This is a genomic window from Rothia koreensis (genome assembly GCF_052232265.1).
Taxonomy (GTDB): Bacteria; Actinomycetota; Actinomycetes; order Actinomycetales; family Micrococcaceae; genus Rothia; species Rothia koreensis.
Genome location: NZ_CP197643.1, coordinates 1,503,569 through 1,521,387, shown reverse-complemented (window position 1 = coordinate 1,521,387; position 17,819 = coordinate 1,503,569). Strand labels below are relative to the sequence as shown.

15 protein-coding genes and 1 other RNA gene are annotated in these 17,819 nt (G+C 63.3%); 7 read left to right on the top strand and 9 right to left on the bottom strand.

Features of this window, described 5'->3' with window-relative positions; translation table 11 throughout:
- Positions 1-23 precede the first annotated feature (23 nt).
- A complete protein-coding gene (gene hisN, locus ACTSLZ_RS06695) occupies positions 24-863 on the top strand; it encodes a histidinol-phosphatase (RefSeq protein ID WP_129314131.1) in 840 nt (279 codons plus the stop codon).
- A 114-nt stretch (positions 864-977) separates the two neighbouring features.
- Here hisN and ACTSLZ_RS06690 read toward each other — a convergent pair whose 3' ends face one another.
- Together ACTSLZ_RS06690 and ssrA are read right to left on the bottom strand one after the other, a co-directional pair.
- Positions 978-1,751, bottom strand: coding sequence for a DUF4190 domain-containing protein (locus ACTSLZ_RS06690; RefSeq protein WP_443094528.1), 774 nt, complete (start codon positions 1,749-1,751; stop codon positions 978-980).
- 134 nt (positions 1,752-1,885) lie between these two features.
- Positions 1,886-2,259, bottom strand: a transfer-messenger RNA (tmRNA) gene (gene ssrA / locus ACTSLZ_RS06685).
- Between the two features lie 180 nt (positions 2,260-2,439).
- Between ssrA and prfB the strand changes: the two genes are divergently transcribed.
- Complete coding sequence (gene prfB / locus ACTSLZ_RS06680; protein ID WP_443094527.1) at positions 2,440-3,558, top strand: peptide chain release factor 2; 1,119 nt, start codon at positions 2,440-2,442, stop codon at positions 3,556-3,558.
- A 46-nt stretch (positions 3,559-3,604) separates the two neighbouring features.
- Positions 3,605-4,081, top strand: a complete 477-nt coding sequence (gene smpB, locus ACTSLZ_RS06675) for an SsrA-binding protein SmpB (RefSeq protein ID WP_443094526.1) — start codon at positions 3,605-3,607, stop codon at positions 4,079-4,081.
- Here smpB and ACTSLZ_RS06670 read toward each other — a convergent pair.
- From ACTSLZ_RS06670 to glf, 5 genes are all read right to left on the bottom strand, one after another.
- Positions 4,078-5,154, bottom strand: coding sequence for a hypothetical protein (locus ACTSLZ_RS06670; protein WP_321201219.1), 1,077 nt, complete (start codon positions 5,152-5,154; stop codon positions 4,078-4,080). The two genes, smpB and ACTSLZ_RS06670, sit on opposite strands and share 4 nt — an antisense overlap.
- A 94-nt stretch (positions 5,155-5,248) precedes the next feature.
- Positions 5,249-6,004, bottom strand: coding sequence for an ABC transporter ATP-binding protein (locus tag ACTSLZ_RS06665; RefSeq protein ID WP_129314487.1), 756 nt, complete (start codon positions 6,002-6,004; stop codon positions 5,249-5,251).
- Positions 6,005-6,049: 45 nt separating this feature from the next.
- On the bottom strand, positions 6,050-6,916 hold the full coding sequence (locus ACTSLZ_RS06660) for an ABC transporter permease (protein ID WP_178979656.1): 867 nt from the start codon (positions 6,914-6,916) through the stop codon (positions 6,050-6,052).
- On the bottom strand, positions 6,913-8,946 hold the full coding sequence (locus tag ACTSLZ_RS06655) for a glycosyltransferase (protein ID WP_178979655.1): 2,034 nt from the start codon (positions 8,944-8,946) through the stop codon (positions 6,913-6,915). Before ACTSLZ_RS06655 ends, ACTSLZ_RS06660 begins: the two co-directional genes overlap by 4 nt.
- Positions 8,943-10,130, bottom strand: coding sequence for a UDP-galactopyranose mutase (gene glf, locus ACTSLZ_RS06650; RefSeq protein ID WP_129314125.1), 1,188 nt, complete (start codon positions 10,128-10,130; stop codon positions 8,943-8,945). Before glf ends, ACTSLZ_RS06655 begins: the two co-directional genes overlap by 4 nt.
- 371 nt (positions 10,131-10,501) lie before the next feature.
- Between glf and ACTSLZ_RS06645 the strand changes: the two genes are divergently transcribed.
- Positions 10,502-12,031 (top strand): hypothetical protein, encoded by a 1,530-nt coding sequence (locus ACTSLZ_RS06645; RefSeq protein WP_443094525.1) that lies wholly within the window; start codon positions 10,502-10,504, stop codon positions 12,029-12,031.
- Positions 12,018-13,712, top strand: a complete 1,695-nt coding sequence (locus ACTSLZ_RS06640; RefSeq protein ID WP_443094524.1) for an FtsK/SpoIIIE domain-containing protein — start codon at positions 12,018-12,020, stop codon at positions 13,710-13,712. Before ACTSLZ_RS06645 ends, ACTSLZ_RS06640 begins: the two co-directional genes overlap by 14 nt.
- A gap of 818 nt (positions 13,713-14,530) precedes the next feature.
- Here ACTSLZ_RS06640 and ACTSLZ_RS06635 read toward each other — a convergent pair.
- Complete coding sequence (locus ACTSLZ_RS06635; RefSeq protein ID WP_443094523.1) at positions 14,531-14,989, bottom strand: hypothetical protein; 459 nt, start codon at positions 14,987-14,989, stop codon at positions 14,531-14,533.
- Positions 14,990-15,289: 300 nt separating this feature from the next.
- On the opposite strand from ACTSLZ_RS06635, the gene ACTSLZ_RS06630 reads away from it, so the two are divergent.
- Complete coding sequence (locus ACTSLZ_RS06630; protein ID WP_030014762.1) at positions 15,290-15,538, top strand: WhiB family transcriptional regulator; 249 nt, start codon at positions 15,290-15,292, stop codon at positions 15,536-15,538.
- A gap of 111 nt (positions 15,539-15,649) precedes the next feature.
- On the opposite strand, the gene ACTSLZ_RS06625 is transcribed toward ACTSLZ_RS06630, so the two are convergent.
- Positions 15,650-17,227, bottom strand: a complete 1,578-nt coding sequence (locus ACTSLZ_RS06625) for a sensor histidine kinase (protein ID WP_443094522.1) — start codon at positions 17,225-17,227, stop codon at positions 15,650-15,652.
- 201 nt (positions 17,228-17,428) lie between these two features.
- Between ACTSLZ_RS06625 and ACTSLZ_RS06620 the strand changes: the two genes are divergently transcribed.
- Entirely contained in the window at positions 17,429-17,650 is a 222-nt protein-coding gene (locus ACTSLZ_RS06620; RefSeq protein WP_443094521.1) for a helix-turn-helix domain-containing protein, read from the top strand.
- Positions 17,651-17,819: the final 169 nt, after the last annotated feature.

Sequence of the window (17,819 nt, the reverse complement as noted above, 5' to 3'; positions counted from 1 at the left end):
ACGCATGGGATAGCCTGGAATTTATGAATTCAATGAGCCCCTACAACGATGACATGCGCCTGGCGCACGTCATGGCCGATGCGGTCGATCGCTACACGCTCGGGAAATTTCAGGCTCAGGACTTCACGGTCGAAACCAAGCCGGATCTGACCCCGGTGACGGATGCGGACCGTGAGGCCGAGGAACTGATCCGCTCCCACCTGTCCCGGGCACGCACGCGGGACGCCGTCGTGGGCGAAGAATTCGGTTCGACCGGTTCCTCACCCCGCCAGTGGGTCGTGGACCCCATCGACGGAACGAAGAACTTCGTTCGCGGTGTCCCCGTGTGGGCCACTTTGATTGCCCTGATGGATGAGGGAAAGCCGGTCGTCGGCCTGGTTTCGGCCCCGGCGCTGCAACGTCGTTGGTGGGCCGCCGAAGGCAGCGGCGCCTTCACCGGCCGTTCGATTGCCAAGGCACGCCGAATCGGCGTCTCCGAGGTCACCTCGATGCGCGACGCGTCCCTGTCCTTCTCGTCCCTCTCCGGGTGGAAGGATCTCGGCCGACGCCAGCAATTCCTGGACCTGGCCGATGACGTCTGGAGAGTCCGCGCCTTCGGGGACTTCTGGTCCTATTGCCTCGTGGCCGAGGGCGCCGTGGACATAGCCTGCGAGCCGGATCTGAGTCTCCACGACATGGCCGCGCTGGTTCCGATCGTGACCGAGGCCGGGGGCCGGTTCACGTCGCTGGACGGCACGGACGGTCCTCATGGAGGAAACGCCGTCGCAACGAACGGGCATCTGCACCATCGCGTCCTGGAAAAACTGGCCGCCGAGGGACCGGAACCGGCCTCCTCCGACGAAGCCGCCGAGGACGAGGTCTGACTCTTTCCTGAAACGGTCCGTTCGCACCGTTCCGTCCCCGCATATGCAACGAGGCCCCGTCACCGAGTGGTGACGGGGCCTCGTTGCATATCCGAGAAGAGGATGCTCGGAAAATCAGTAATCCGATTCCATGTAGGAATTCACGCATTCTTCGAAGCCTGCACTGTTGGCCGCGGAGTAGCCGCCGCAGTGTTCGGCCGCCTCGTTGGCGACCGAGAAGCCGATCGCGAAGATCACGCCCAGAAGCACGGACAGGATCACGCCGATCGCGCCCAGGACGATGCCGATGATCGGCATGGCCTTCCCCGCTCCCGGGGTCTTGGCCAGTTTCCCGATAGCGACGATGCCGAGGACGATCGCCACGATCCCGGCGAGGCCGGGGAGGACCAGCCAGCACAGGACCACGCTGGCAATACCGCAGATCAGGGCAGCCAGGCCCATTCCCCAGCCGTTCGGCCGGTCTCCGGCACGAGCCGGATACTGCTGGTAATTCGGTTGGGCGTAATTGCCCGACTGGTACTGGGGCTGGTTGTAGTAGCCGTTCTCGCCCTGCTGGCCGTAGTATGAGCCACCGGCCTGCTGACCGTAGCCGTTGTCCTGAATGGGCTGGTAGCCACCCTGCTGGCCGTAGCCGGGCTGACTCTGCTGGCCATACTGCGGCTGGGCCTGTCCGGACTCGCCGTACTGACCGTACGAGGGCTGATTGCGCCCAGACGGCGAACCATCATCTCCGTAGGTGCCGTACTGGGGTTGCTCGCGGTTTTCCGAACCGCGCCACGGGATGGAACCGCCCGTGGATTCCTGGGGGTCGTTCTGGCCGAACCGCGGGGCTGAGCTGCTGCCTCCGGACTCCGGTTCGTGGTTCTCAGATGAGGGGTTGTTGGTCACGGTGACTTCTCCTCGTTTCCGTTGGCTCGACGCCCGTCTTTCCATATGTCAACTATTTATTATTCAATCACACCGGCCCGTGGCCCGGGGTACAACAATGCCCGGCTCCCCCGAAGGGGAGCCGGGCATTGAGCGAGTGGAGATGCGGGGAATCGAACCCCGGTCCGATGCAGCTTTGCCAGGGTTTCTCCGGGCGCAGTTCGTGTCACGGTGTTCTCGGCTCCGGCACTCCCACGAACGGGTTGCCGCCGAACCTATCCGTACAAAATGTTCACCAGCCCCCTACGGAGAGGGACTGGAGCAGTGGCTTTCTAAACTGATACTAGGAACCGGGTCGAAAGCGAACCCGGGCTAGCAGACTGCTCTGGCTGCTTACGCAGCGAGAGCGAAGTCAGTGCGCTTTTCAGATTTGGCACTTATTGTTTTGCAGAGAACGTTTACGAGATGACCCTGCATTCTCGGCCCGCTTCACCTGCCGCAACTGGCATCGTCGAAACCGATCATCCCCATATGCATTTTTCAAACATCCCATCGGATGACTGGGTTGCCTGCCGGCCCCCGCCCCCTCCGGGCCTCTTCACTATACTCCGTCCGCGAGCCCTTGAAAACCCCACGCCGCCAAGCCTCGAACCGTCGACCCCAGCCGTGCGGAGACCGGGAGCCTCCGGATCGACTAGACTTGATGAATATGGCTTCCACCGATTTCTCCGCAGCGCTCAAGGATCTCCGCGCCACCTATGCCCAGATCGAGCAGGTCAGCGACGTCGACGGTCTGCGCGCAACCATCGCGGACCTCTCCGAGGCCGCGGCCGCTCCGAGCCTCTGGGATGATCCCGAGGCCGCTCAGAAGGTGACCTCCGAGCTCTCCCACCGGCAATCCGAACTGGATCGCCTGGAGAAGCTGTCCGGCCGGATCGACGACCTCGAAACGATGGTCGAGCTGGCCCAGGAGGAAGAGGACGCCGACCTCCTCGCGGAGGCGGAGTCAGAACTCGGTTCCGTGCGGAAGGCCCTGGCAGACCTGGAGATCGTGACCCTGCTGTCCGGAGAATACGATCCCAGGGAAGCCGTGGTGACGATTCGAGCGGGAGCGGGCGGCGTCGACGCCGCCGATTTCTCCGAGATGCTGATGCGGATGTACTTGCGCTGGGCGGAGAAGCACGGTTACGCCACCAAGGTCCTCGATACCTCGTACGCCGAGGAAGCCGGCCTCAAATCCGCGACCTTCGAGGTCAAGGCACCGTACTCCTTCGGTCGGCTGTCCGTGGAGGCGGGGACGCACAGGCTCGTGCGCATCTCCCCCTTCGACAATCAGGGACGTCGCCAGACCTCGTTCGCCGCGGTCGAAGTCATCCCCCTGATCGAGCAGACGGACAGCATCGATATCCCCGAGAACGAAATCAAAGTGGATGTGTTCCGCTCCTCCGGCCCTGGTGGACAGTCCGTGAACACCACGGACTCGGCGGTGCGCATGACCCACATTCCGACCGGCATCGTCGTGTCGATGCAGAACGAGAAGTCGCAGATCCAGAACAGGGCCGCGGCCCTGCGCGTGCTTCAGTCTCGCCTGCTTCTCCAGCGCCAGGAGGAAGAGAACGCGAAGAAGAAGGAGCTCGCGGGCGACGTCAAGGCCTCGTGGGGCGACCAAATGCGTTCCTACGTGCTGAACCCTTACCAGATGGTCAAGGACCTGCGGACCAATCACGAAGAGGGCAACCCCAGCGCGGTCTTCGACGGATCCATCGAGGAATTCATCGATGCCGGAATCCGTTGGCGCGCCAGTGGGCGCCAGACGGATCATTCATAGACCATTCACCGATGCCCCAACGGGCAGAAGAACCAGAACTAGACTCATGGCCACAAAGAACGACGACGGGCGCAAGGTCATCGCGACCAACCGCAAGGCCCGACACGATTACCACATCATCGAAACCTACGAAGCCGGAATCGCCCTCATGGGCACGGAGGTGAAGTCCCTCCGTGATGGCGGGGCCTCGATTGCCGACGGCTTCTGCCAGCTGACCCGCGGCGAACTCTGGGTCGAGAACATCCATATCGCCGAGTACGGCCGCGGATCGTGGACCAACCACGAGGCCCGACGCCGCCGCAAACTGCTCCTGCACCGCCAGGAGCTCAACAAGCTGGACCAGAAGTCCCGGGAGACCGGTTACACGATCGTGCCCCTGCAGCTGTACTTCCGTGGCGGGAAGGCGAAGATCGAGATCGCGCTGGCCAAGGGCAAGCGCGAGTACGACAAGCGGCACGCATTGCGCGAGGCACAGGACAAGCGCGAGGCCGAGCGCGCCATGCGCTACCGCAATCTCGGTTAGGACACGGTGGGTCCCGCGGGCGGCTCCTGTTGCGTGTATGCCCGCTGCCGCTCCCGGGCTCCCATGGTGATGTGCCGCAAGTCCATCTGATCGTCGAATCCGGAGCCCAGCGCGCCCGCCACCACGCCCATCGAGGCGCTGAGCCACGCGATCGCCGAATAGTTGACCAGGTCGACGTCGCCACCGATCACCGTCGCCATGAACCGTGGGTCGATGACGATCACCCCCGCCACGAAAATAAAGACCCAGAGGGCTATGTACAGGGTGACCACGCAGAAGACGAGGGTCGTGACGGTCGACAGGTTGTACAGCAGCACGATGACCGAGAGCCTGTCGTATTTGGGTCGCTCCCACAGTCGGTTGCTGATGAGCAACCAACCGACCATCGAGATGACGGCCAGCGCCGAGATCACGAAGAGACGACCTGTGCTGAGCGCCTCCGACATCTGCCAGATCGAGTTGTAGAAAATGCCGAAGGCCCCCGTGGCCGAGGCGGCCGCGAGTGCTCTGGACAGTTTGGGCACGGTACGCCACGGTTCGTTCGCCATGATCACACCCATGACCGTCCGTGGCAGGCCCGTGCGGGGATCAGCGAGCATGATCTGGCTCGCCCGGTCGTCGCGGACGATCCATTTGCCCCAGCCGTCATCGACGTATGTTTCGGCAACATGCTCGTCGCTCATGAGTCGGTACGCGCAGTCCGTCACGACCCTCATCAGCTTGGATTTGGTGGCCCACGCCCCCAGCGTGGGGCAGGAAATCACGGCCACGCGCTCTTCCGGGTAGGCCTCGGCAATGAGTGGACGCTTGTCGAGGTACCTCGGGATCTCCGTCAGGAGGATGACGACGTCGACCCGCCCCTCCGACAGATGTTCCACGACCCGGGTTTCCAGGGTGTTGTCGGGACGAATCCTGATGAGCTCGCTCTGAGACTCGACCCGGACCTTCAGAGAGGAAAGGGTCTGGAGGCGGCTCTCCAGGGAATCCTGGATCGCCGAGACTCGCCCGGTGGGCAGGCCGGGATCGGCGATCACGTACACAACCATCTCAGCGGGGCCCGGCACATTCGTCATTGCCAATACTTTACTCCTGCCTGGCACCAGAATGAGAAGTGGCCCACTGTCGACATGACAGTGGGCCACACCACGGGTCGTTGCGATTCGTGCTCTACCCGTCGGGACGCAAGTGGCTGACGGCGTCACGGATGTCGCCGTCCTCCACGATCTTTCCGTTCTCGAGCACCACGCCGCGTTCGCACAAACGCTTGACCATGTCCAGGTCGTGGCTCACCACGATCAGCGTCTTGCCGCGTTGGGAGAGTTCCTTGATCTTCTTGATGCACTTCTTCTGGAAGGGTTCGTCGCCCACGGCCAGAATTTCGTCGACCAGGAAGATCTCGGGGTCGGTGTGCACCGCCACGGCAAAGGCCAGTCGCAGGTACATACCCGAGGAGTAGAACTTCACCTCGGTGTCGATGAACTGCTCGATCTCGGAGAACTCCACGATCGAGTCGAAATTCTCGTCGATCTCGCTCTTGGTCATACCCAGGATCGCGCCATTGAGGTAGACGTTGTCGCGTCCGGTCAGATCCGGGTGGAAACCGGCGCCGACCTCGATCAGGCCGGCGATCCGACCGCGGGCGAGGATCTCACCCTGGTCGCCGTGCATGACCCCCGAGATCAACTTGAGCAGGGTCGACTTGCCCGAGCCGTTGAGCCCGAGCAGGGCGACCCTCTCCCCCTCGTGGATGTCCAGGGAGACCCCGTCCAGGGCGTTGAATTTCTCCGACAGATCGCCCTTGCGGCCCTTGAGGAGCCAGACGAAGGCTTCCTTCATCGACCTCGTGTGCCGCAGGACGAAGCGCTTGACCAGGTTGTCGATCTTGATGACCACCGGTTCCGTGGAGGGAACGTACGGCGGCATCGGCTTCGAGAGTTCGGGATCATTGTCGAGCCAAGACACGATGAATCAGAGCTCCTGGGCGAAGTTGCCCTCGAACTTGCGGAAGAGCAAGTCGCCGACAACGACGGTGACGAGGGCGATGACAACGGCAAGTGGCGTCCACGTGGTCAGCAGGTGCGGCGGCACATGCCACTCGTGCTCGAGAGACGGGAACCAGAAGGCGTAGTGGAACAGCTCCACGGACACCGTGATCGGGTTCGCGAGGTACAGGTGCAGGAGCCACTCCGGGGCCTTCTCGGCCACACGTTCCCAGCCGTACATAATCGGAGACACCCAGGTCAGAACCATCACGAGGAGGTCCACCAGGTTCTCCGAGTCCCGGAAGAACACGTTGGCCACGCCGAAGATGAGCCCCAGCCCGTACGCAAAGGCGGTGAGAATGCACATTCCGACGACGGCGCACGCGAGCTGCATCAGGTTCGGGTGCCAGCCGACCACGAAGTCGGCGATCAACAGAACCAGAAGCTGGGGAACGAAGTGGATCAGGCCCACCCCGATGGTCGAGACCGAGAACAGTTCTCGCGGCAGATAGATCTTCTTGATCAGGTCACCGTTGCCCACGAAACAGCGGGCACCGTTTCCGAAGGCCTCACCGAAGTAGTTGATGAGCACGATTCCGGAGAACAGGTAGACCGCATAGTTCTCGATCCCCTTGTTGAGGTCCAGGAACACGCCGAGGGCCAGATAGAAGACGATGAACTGCACGCCCGGCTTGACGTAGGACCAGAGGATGCCGAGGATCGAGCCCCGATATCGAACCTGGAGTTCCTTGTCGACCAGGAGCCGCAGGAGGAAGGTGTGCTTGGGGACGTCCAGGAGGCCTCGGCCACGACCGGGCCTCCGGAAGTCTCTGTTGGCGATTTCTGTGGTCATCGTTTGAGTTCGGAATCCGTATGCTGATCGAAGGTTTGTTTCCAGGCTTCGAGTGATGTGATGCGGGATGCCGCCTCACGATACTGCTTCCTCAGGGAAGGCCAGTTCCGCAAGATGTCGGCGTGCAGCCGCGTGGCTTCGAAAAGCTTGGTGCGCAACTGCTCCGGCTGGCGACGGTACCACGAGACCGCAGTGCCCTCCGCGTTGGAGACCAGGGCCGAATCGTATTGGGACATACGCCACCAACGGTTGTCCTGGTGAGCAATGTGTGCCTGCGGATGCTCGTGAGTTTCTTCGTCCACGGGCTTGACCAGCTGTTTGGTCACCGTCTTGAGCGCCCAGGGAACGAGCGTCTTGTACGACGGTGCCTTGAAGCCCCGCCCATTGCGCGGAGGCTTGTTCATGTGGGGTTCGGGGAACTCCTCGATGTCCTCCTTGAACTGGGCATCCGAGTACTGCTTCGTCAGTGACCGGATCTCGGGGAGCCGCTGGGGCTGGATTTCGTGCAATCGGTCCGGACCGGCCAGAACATCGCGCAAGGCCATGATGCGACCGTGCTCGGTGAAGTACTGCATCGAGATCAGATGCTTGACGTCGGCGTAGGACGACTCCCGCAGCAGCCGGCCGCCACGCTCGTACGGCGAGTGGAGAAGTGCCGCAATGATGCGGTTCCGGATATGGAAGTAGGCCTGCCATCCGACCAGGTCGTCCTTGTCGATCCAGGACACGTGCCACACTGCTGCACCCGGCAACGACACCGTGTGGTAGCCGGCCCTCTTGGCGCGCAGCCCGTATTCGGCGTCGTCCCACTTGATGAAGACGGGCAGTGCGAGCCCGAGCTCCTTGATGACCTTGGTGGGGATGAGGTCCATCCACCACCCGTTGTAGTCCACGTCAACTCGGCGGTGCAGCCACGGCGTGTTGCGCAGGTTCGACTTCATGAAGTCGTGGCCGAGCGTCTGGTCCTCGTGCGGCAGATCGGGCTGGAACCGGTAGGTGTTGACGATCTCGCCGAAGGTGTGGAGCACCGTGCGGTTGTACAGGTCGAACATGTGCCCACCGACGATGGTCGGCTTCCGGCACAGGTCGGCAAAAGTCAGCAACCGAATGATCGACTCGGGCTCGACCACGACGTCGTCGTCCAACAGCAGCGCATAGTCGCTGCCGTTCTGGACGGACTCGTACATTCCGCGGGAGAACCCGCCCGAACCGCCCAAATTGGACTGGTTGATGATCCGCAGCTTGCCCTTGAGGCTCGCCGCGACCTCTTCGAAGTCCTCCTCGTCCTGGACCTTCTTGTTGCCCTGGTCAACGATGAGCAGCTCTTCGATCGCGTCCATGGCCTCGGGAGACTGGGCCAGAGACCGGAGGTTGTTGAGGCAGAAGTCAGGCTTGTTCAGCGTGGTGATCTCGAGGGTGATCCGGCCCGGTGCCGACGTGGAGTCCGTGTATCCCTCCCAGTCCGCCTTTTCCAGCGTGAGCGTGTCATTGCCCGCAATGAGGTCGAACCAGTACCAGCCGCCGTCGCCGAAGGGCTTGAGCGGCAGGTCGAAGGTCGAATGGGTCTTTCCCGTCACCCGGCGCGAGTCCACCCGCTGGAGCGATCCGCGAGCGTTGGACTTGTAGATGATGACCGTGCCTTCGCCCTGAGTGTGGACGGACAGCCGGATGTCATCGATGCTCGTCCACCGCTTCCAGTAGGACGCGGGAAAGGCGTTGAAGTAGGTCGCGAAGGACAGTCGAGAGCCTGCGCGAATCAGGGTCGATCTGCGGTCGATGAAATCTTCCGCGTGGGCTTCCGAAGAAGCCGCTGAGGACCCCGAGCTGTCCTGGTCCGAGGACTTCTTCTTTCCCGTGGGAAGCGAGTCATCGGTTCCAAGGGCACCGTTCATGGTCGACAGCTGCACGCCCGCCGCTTGACCGGAGTCGACGTACAGCGGAACGGTGTCCATCTGCTCAGCCGGCGGGAAGATGACACGCTGCAGGGTCTTGAGGTTTTCGGGCTTGGATTCCGTCAGATGATTGCTCATGCGTCGACTCCCCCGCTTTCGAGCTTGGCCCCGCCTTGGAAGTGCGGCTTGATCTTGTTGTCGAACATGGACAGTGCCGAGCCGATGGCCATGTGCATGTCCAGGTACTTGTAGGTGCCGAGGCGTCCGCCGAAGAGGACGGATTTCTCACCGCGAGCCAGGTCCCGGTACTTCAGGAGCTTCTGGCGGTCCAGATCGGTGTTGATCGGGTAGTACGGCTCGTCGCCCTTGTCGGCGAAGCGGGAGAACTCCCGCATGATGACCGTCGCGTCCTTGGTGTAGTCGCGCTCGGGGTGGAAGTGACGGAATTCGTGGATGCGGGTGAAGGGAACTCCCTCGTCCGGGTAGTTCATTACGGAGCATCCCTGGAAGTCCTCGATCGGCAGAACTTCTTCCTCCAGGTCGATGGTCCTCCACGACAAGTCGCCCTCGGCGAAGTCGAAGTACCGGTCCACGGGGCCGGTGTAGACCACGGGCACCTGACCCAGGACCTTGGACCGCGAGAATTCGTGGCTGTCGTCGAAGAAATCGGTGTCGAGGCGCACGTCGATATTGGGGTGGTCGGCCATGCGCTCGAGCCAGGCGGTGTATCCGTCGACCGGCAGTCCTTCGTGAGTGTCACTGAAGTAGCGGTTGTCGTAGGTATACCGGACGGGCAAGCGATTGATGATCGAGGCCGGAAGGTCCTTGGGGTCCGTCTGCCACTGCTTGCCGGTGTAATGCTTGATGAACGCCTCGTAGAGGGGCCGGCCGATGAGCTGGATGCCCTTGTCGTTGAGGTTCTCCGGGTCCGTTCCGGCGAGTTCTCCGGCCTGTTCCTTGATCAGGTCGCGAGCTTCCTGCGGGCTGTAGGCCGAACGGAAGAACTGGTTGATGGTCCCCAGGTTGATCGGCATGGGGAAGACTTCGTCGTTGTGGCGCGTGTAGACGCGGTGGACGTAGTTGGTGAACTGAGTGAACCGGTTGACGTATTCCCAGACCCGCTCGTTGGACGTGTGGAATAGGTGCGCACCGTACCGGTGGACCTCGATTCCCGTCTTCTCTTCCTTCTCGCTGTAGGCGTTTCCGCCGATGTGCGAGCGACGGTCAAGCAGGGCAACCTTGAGTCCCAACTCGGTCGCCGCTTGCTCGGCGATGGTCAATCCGAAAAGACCAGATCCTACGACCACTAGATCTGCGTTCACGCAAAACTCCTGTTGCTCTTGAGCCGGTGCCCGAGGGAGGCCCCGACTGACCTGTCCGTTCCCGACCGGGGTGCGGGCACGGACCTCTCGACTGTGATCCTAGTAGAAAGCACGCGACGGCCATTCATCTGCCGGTCCGCCACACCTCTTCACCGGGAGTCCCGACCTACCAAGCTACAACACGGCGAGGGAACTTGCCTCGATCCCCAGCGGATGGTCAGCATGATTTTCATCCGGTCTCCGACGTGCGGTAACGAACCGATTCATCCACAGTCCCGAATTCTCGGGGATTGCGGGGTGAGAATGCACATTCTCGCGCCCTTGCCAGGATTTCATCCCCCGTTCATGCCGCCTCGGCGTTCAATCACCGTATGGAACTGACTCTCGCCGTGTTCGATCCTGAGGCCTCCCTCAGCTGGCCCGTCAGGATCTCCGGCCGCACGGGGTCCCCGGGAGCACTCGTCGGGGAAATCCTCAGCGAGCGCCTCGACAGGAACGCTTCGTGGTACATCGGCGACCTGCCCCTGGACGGGACGAGCCTCGGAACGGCTCCATTGGTCGACGGAGCCGTGGTCCGGGCGCGTCCGCTCACCGAGGACGTCGATCACATGGCCAGACTGTCCATCGCGTGCGCGGAGGGATTCGGGGCAGGTTTCAGGTCGCGCATCGGTCGAGGGGTCCACGCCGTCGGCCGCGACGACGTCGACATCCGGTTGGAGAACCCTCACCTGCCGCCATGTGCGGCGTTCCTCTCCGTCAGTGGAGAGAGCGTGACCCTTCGACCCGTGGGCCGGCTCAGTGGCATCCGGCTTCTGCCCGGGCACCGTCTCGGTCTCCACGGATCGTCGCTGGTCATCGAGGACGCTCAGGGGCACCCCACCCACGCCGCTTCGCGCAGCCCCATCCCGGCCCATGAGGTCCGCTTGTTCGCTCCTTCCCAGGGGTGGGCGGTGATGCTCGCGACGAGCCTGATGCCGATTGCCTTCGGCGCCGTGGCCGCGTGGCTGTGGGGCATGTGGTTCATGCTGCTCTTCGGCGCCATGAGCGCCCTGGTCAGTGGGGCCCATTGGCTCACGAGAGGCGGTGGAGCGGCACGGAACCGTCGTCGTTTGCATGACGCACGAGTCAGGGAGCTGGATGTTCTCGCGCAGGCGATACCTCCGGTGGGGCTCAGGCTCGCCGATGCGGTGGCCCGTATCGAAGGAACGTTGCCGGCCCGGTCGAATGGAATGACAGATACGGCGTCGTCCCCGTTATCGGGCGACGAGCTCTGGATTCGTTGGGGTCGAGGGACCCGTCACCTGCACATCTCGCCGAATTCCCCTCAGACCGGGCCTCAGGTCAAGGACATGCCGCTGGTGACCAGCTTGTCTCTTCCACATGTCCTGGTCATGAGCGATGGCGTGCGTACCGACGGTCTGCCTGTGCTCATCGGGCACGCCCTCGCCGAGCATCTTGTGCTCGAATGGGTCGGGTGCGCCGGGGACTGCCGGATCTGCACCGAGTTCTTGCGTCGGTGGGGCCGGCTCTGCGTCCCGGCTTCCGGCAGACTCGGCACGCACGAGCCCCGTCCTCCAGATGACGTGCGTGCGTCGCGGGGTTCGTGCCGCCGAGGAAGGGCCGAGGCCCGCCGTCTGGAAGGTTTATGTCGGTGCGGACAGGGACCCGGTCCCCGTCGGCCCGGGCTGGCGAGGCATGGTGATCGTGCCGACGCAACGGGGACTCCGGCTGGTACCTCATGGCAATGCGGGCGGACGGTGTCCGGGCCTCGCGAACGGGTCCGCTGTCGAGTGCCTTGCCCCGGACGTCCCGGATTCGAAGGTCCTCGAACGACTCGCTCAGGGACACCGTTCGAATGGGTCGGTTGGTGGAGATACCGGCTGCCTCATGTCATCGCGTGAGGATCTGGCCGTGGAAACGGCCCCGGAGCGGTGGAACAGGACACGCTACGACCGCGCTCTTCTCGCCGACCTCGGCCGCGCGCCAGTTTCGGGTGCTCCCGTCGTGGTCGATCTCAACGAGGTCGGGCCCCACTGCGTGGTCGCGGGGGCGACCGGGTCGGGCAAATCGGAGTTCCTGCGGAGCCTCGTGCTGGGTATGGCCTTGCGCTATCCTCCCGAACGACTGGGATTCGTGCTCATCGATTTCAAGGGCGGGGCGAGTTTCGGCCCCTTGTGCCGACTGCAGCATGTTCACGCGACCCTGACCGATCTGGATGAAACAGCTGTCTTGAGGGACTTGGCCTTTTTGCGCGCCGAGCTGCGCCGCAGGGAAGCCCTCTTCGCCACGGTGGGCGCCCGCAATTGGGTCGAATATCTCGAGCACTGTGCGACGAAACCTGGCCGGGACGAGGTGCTCCCCGAGATCGCCGTGGTCGTGGACGAATTCCGAGTCCTCGTGGACTCTTTTCCCCGGGCCATGGACCGGCTCCTCCACATTGCGACGACGGGTCGTTCGCTTGGTTTCCACCTCATCATGTCGACCCAGAGGCCCCAGGGAGCCATCTCCGCCGACATTCGGGCGAATGTGTCCGTGAATGTCTGTTTTCGCGTGGCCTCGGACGCGGATTCCATCAGCGTGATCGGCACGCCCCAGGCGGCGTCGTTGAGCTCCGAAGGGCCCGGAGCCGGTCTCGTCAAGGTGGACGGCGTCGTCCTCGGGTTCCGCGCGTGGTTCGTGGACCGTTTGCCGGCCCTTCCTCCTGGCGCACCGCACATCGTCGAGGGTCACTTGACTTTCCCCTCGGGCGACCCGGTCGTGGGAGGGTCTCCCCCAGAGTCGTCGATAGGCGACGACGTTGTTCGCTTCGGGGACCTCATCGCCCCGGGGCGAGTTGCCTTGCGTTTCGCCGTCCCGCCCCGATCCACGCAGGTCGACTGTTCCCAGCCCCTTCTTCCCCCGCCGACCGGCGCCGATCCGGGCCGGCACCCATCGGGGCTGTTCCTCGGCCTCGGAGAGGCGCCGGCACGGGCATGGCAGGGTCCACTGTTCTGGCGAGCGCGCGACCACGGAGTCCTCGAGGTGGTAGGCACGGTCCCCCAGCAGCGAGCATTTGTTGCACGGCTGGTCCTGTCCGCCTCCCACGCCTCATCCGTGGTGTACGTGCTTGCCGCGGACGAGGCGACTCGGCTTGCGTGCGTGAGTGCTCGTCACGCAGGTTCGGACCTCCGAGGCATTGCGGGTCTGGACGACCCTCTCTTCGTACTCGAAGTCCTGCGTCGTCTGGCACCCGTCATTTCAGGTGGCAGTCGGCCCGATGCGCTCGTGATCGTCCAGGGAGTGGACCGGCTCTTCGAGGCTTTCCTGTCACGCGGACACGACCTGGGCGTTGAGATACTGAACCTGCTCACCGCCGGGGACGCACCGTGCAATGTGGTCCTGCTCGGTGCAAAGAGGGTGCCACCGGAGCTGAGACCGTACTGCTCGTCCCATGTTTTTGCCCACCGTGCCGAGACCAACGAGTACAGGGCGGCGCATCCGCGTGAGAGCCTGGAAATCCTTGCCGAATTGTCGATCGCGGACGGACGGGTGTGTGAAAATCGCGCCCCGTGGGGCTCAATACTCCGCCCGAATCCTTGTTGACCCATCTTGCCGCGGCCGTCAGCAGGATCATTGCCCAAGACGATGCCGACCGCACCGCGGCCCACCGCCGTCGTTCACGCCTCACTCCACCAGAGGACACGTGTCAGCTGCCCCGATTCAGGAGGGTCGACTCGGACCTGTCCTGGGTTCCGTTCGACGACGCAGGGCGGGACCGCGCCCAGCCCTCACGGTCGCTTCACGATCGGCCCGTTGATCCCACTGCGACGTCCGAATTTCCCCGTGGCACAGAAATCCTGCTCGGGGTCTCATCCCCACTCGGCGAGGAATGCCGCACCCGGGTGCACCAAGGGGAAGGTACCGCCTTGGTCCACTCGACGTCCGGTGGTGAGCAAAGAATGATCGACGCGCTGGAGGCGTTCAATCCACATCTTCAGTTCAGAGTTTTCGTTCCCCCGGAAAACCACCGGCACGCGAAGCCGACGGGGCCGGACGCGAAGACGATCAGCAGGGCGGATGCCTGCGTGGCCGTCGTGAGGAATGTTCCCGCGTGGACGGTGGCGCCTCGCCACATCCTTGCGGACATCATTGCTTCTCACGACGCGTGCATCATGACTTTTCCGATGGACTCGTCCGCCATCGTCGCCTCGCCCTGGACCGAGACGATCCGCAGTGCACATTCCGCGATCTTCGTGGGTCCTCTCAGTCATGGCTGCGCGAGCTTCCGGTCGGAACCGGTTCCGCCGCACAGGCTGGCTCTCGACCAGACGGAAGGACTCCTGGTCGAACGCGGATCCTGGACAAGGTTCAGGATTCCCGCTGTTCGGAGGGGAGGCCCCGCGCCCAGGCATTCGTACCGGTCAGCGTCTCTCGGGGAGGTCGTTGGCCCGCAACAGATGATTCTGGACCGGAGAGCTGAACAGGAGAATCCCCACGAGCGCGCCGTAGGCCACCGGAAGCAGAGCCAGGAAGAGGCCCCACGCGGAGATCATTTGCAACAAGATCACGATCAGGAAGACCTGCGTGAGCAGAATCAGGGCCCGCGGCCACAAACTTCCCTTCGTGATACTCCGCGCAGCTCCGAGGAGCCACAGGCCATATCCGATGTAGAGAAGCGACATGATCACGATGGCCCCGAAAGGCATCGCGTGGTCCTGGAAGAAGACCTCGACCGTCTGCACCAGGCCGGCAACAACCAGCCCCAGCCCCTCGATCGCGACGAGTCCCGCCAGGACGACAACGGGCAGGGGCGGGCGTCGCGAAGCCGGTGATTCGGGCCCGGTTTCGTGCCGGGTACCGTCCGAGGGGGTGTCAGTCATAACCTCATTCTAACGAGGCCATCCGGCCTCTCCTGCCGCACAGATTTCGGGACCGGATCCCATCTATTGCGCCGGACAAACTTTCCGTGTCAAGCACTGTCGCGTGTGAGATAAAACATCACGTATGGGGTCAACCTGTCGACGGTTTCCCTTGTTCACGAGAAGTTTACGTGCGAACCTTTAAACAGTTCTCGGACAAGCCCCCTGATCTTGGGGGCTCTTTATTTGTATCACTCGCCTTGGGGTCCGCACTGGCCGCTCAGGGCGAGGCATCACATGTGAAACAAGGAGCGTGCATCGATGGATTGGCGCAGTCGCGCAGCCTGTCTCGAAAAGGACCCTGAGCTTTTCTTCCCGGTCGGGAACACCGGTCCGGCCCTCCTGCAGATCGAAGAGGCAAAAGCCGTCTGCCGCAGCTGCACCGTCATGGACACCTGCTTGCAGTGGGCCATGGAAACCGGCCAGGACTCAGGAGTCTGGGGAGGAATGAGCGAGGACGAGCGACGCGCGCTGAAGCGCCGCGCAGCTCGCGCCCGCCGCGCTTCCTAGGCTCTGCAACAGATCCTCAGCGCTCCTCAGGGAGTCAACGCCCCCGGCAGATCCTTTCTGCCGGGGGCGTTCTCGCGTGGACAAGCGTGACAGCTCGGGCCCGTCCCCGCGCTATGTTCTGTCGACCGAGCCCTCGGGGATGTGGGCCGTGATGACGACCTCTGTTCCGCCGCCGGCACGCGGGCGCCAGACAATGGAGCCCTTCAACTCGCTGGCCACCAGAGTGCGAACAATCTGCATGCCCAGTCCCTCGCCGTCGGACGGAGGACGATACGCGGAGACCCCTGACTCCTCGATGTAGCTGACGCCCATGCCGACGCCGTTGTCCCCCACCGTGACCACGAGTTCCTGCCCATCGCCCGTCTCGGCCCTCTGGCCGTCCAAGGTGACGGTTCCGGATTCTCCGTCCAACCCGTGCTCGACCGCGTTCGCGACGACTTCGTTGATGATCAGCGCCAAAGGAGTGGCCAATTCACTGGGGAGGTGCCCGAACTCCCCCGTCATCTCCGTCGAGACTGCCTGTCCGGGCGACGCGACCTCCGCCGCGAGGTGGAACTGCCGATTGATCAGATCGTCGAAATCGACGTTCTGAGTCAGTCCCTGGGACAGCGCCTCGTGCACCATGGCAATCGTGGCCACACGGCGCATCGCCTGTTCAAGCCCTTGCTTCCCCTCGGGTGAGGACATACGGCGTGCCTGAAGCCGCAGGAGCGCCGAGACGGTTTGCAGGTTGTTCTTGACCCTGTGGTGGATTTCGCGGATCGTCGCGTCCTTGGTCATGAGCTCGAGTTCCCGACGGCGCAGTTCGGTCACGTCACGACACAGGAGAAGAGCACCGAATCGCTCTTCGCCTCGACGAGTCTGACGCCTGAGAGGGACCGCCCTGAACGTGATGCTGACCTTTGTTGTACTGACCTCGCCCCTCCAGGGCATGCGACCCGTCAGAACCAGGGGCAGGGTCTCGTCCGCTTTTTCGGCCGCAGGAAGCAGATCCCTCGTGAGCTCGGCCAACAAATTTCCCGTGAGAGCGTCGGCAAACCCGAGCCGCCGATAGACCGACACCGCGTTGGGGGACGCGAAGGTGACTCGACCCTCCGCGTCCAACCGGATGACCCCATCGCTGACTCGAGGGTTCCCCCGGGATGCTTCATTGGATGAGCTGAAGTCCGGCCACGCGCCTCGAGCGACCATGCTGAGTATTTCGCGTGCGGTTTCCCGGAACACCGTGTCGAGCCGACCTTGCATGCGTCCCGACTGCTCACCGTGGTGCAGAGAGAGCAGAGCCACGGTGCGACCGTTGCGGACCAGCGGGTAGAGCACGACCCTCATGGTCGACTCCGCATTCCAGTCGACGCGGTCCAAAAACTGTGTGGCCTGGTCGAACCAACACGCGCGAGCGGCCGCCTCCACCTGCGTGCTCATCCGCAACCCGACCATGTCCCGATGGAACACGGTCTGCGTCGTCGATGGCCGGACGTGCGCCATACCGGAGAACCCCGCATCCGGGGCCGGGCCGCCTTGCCCCCGCCCGCTCCTCTCGCTCGACAGGAACTCTTCCGGGAACCAGAGGACCAGGTCCCCCTGCGCCAGATCCGCGATCATCTGCCAGTCACCCACCAAGAGGTGGAGCCATTCCGAATCCCCCGGGCCGAATTCGCCGGTCTTGAGCAGAGGTTCTGCGAGCGTCATGTCGTCCTCGGGATAGAAATCTGGCGGTCAGCCTCCATCTTAGGTCCCCAGCACCGCGCCTGTCCTCGCCCGTCCGGAGTCCGGCCGCCGGGCCGCCCCGCGACCGCAACCAGCAACTTGCCGGACGGCACGGCCCGAGATATACACGACCTCAGCAATGGACTCGGAACCACAGGACTTCTCATCGAAGGGATTTCGCTCATGGTCGCGCAACGCTTTCTCACGCTGGTCGACGTCGCCGAGATCCTGAACGTCTCGGTGTCCCAAACACGTGCCATGGTCCGTTCGGGCGAGCTGCCGGCCATCCAGGTAGGAGGCCGCGGACAATGGCGCGTCGAGCGTGCAGTTCTGGAGGAGTACATCGCCGAGGCCTACCGCCGGTCGGCTGCGGCCACGGGGTCGCAGGACCCCGACCAGGTCTGAACGCCGACCCGCCCGAGCGAACGACCCTGCCCGGTATGCCACGAGCAGCGAATCACCGCCCATTGTTGCGCATTCTGTATTGCGTGACACTCTGATTTTTCGGGCCTACTGGTTATCCACAGGTCTTTACGAGGGGCGAGACGGGCGGTAAATATAAAAGGCATCTACT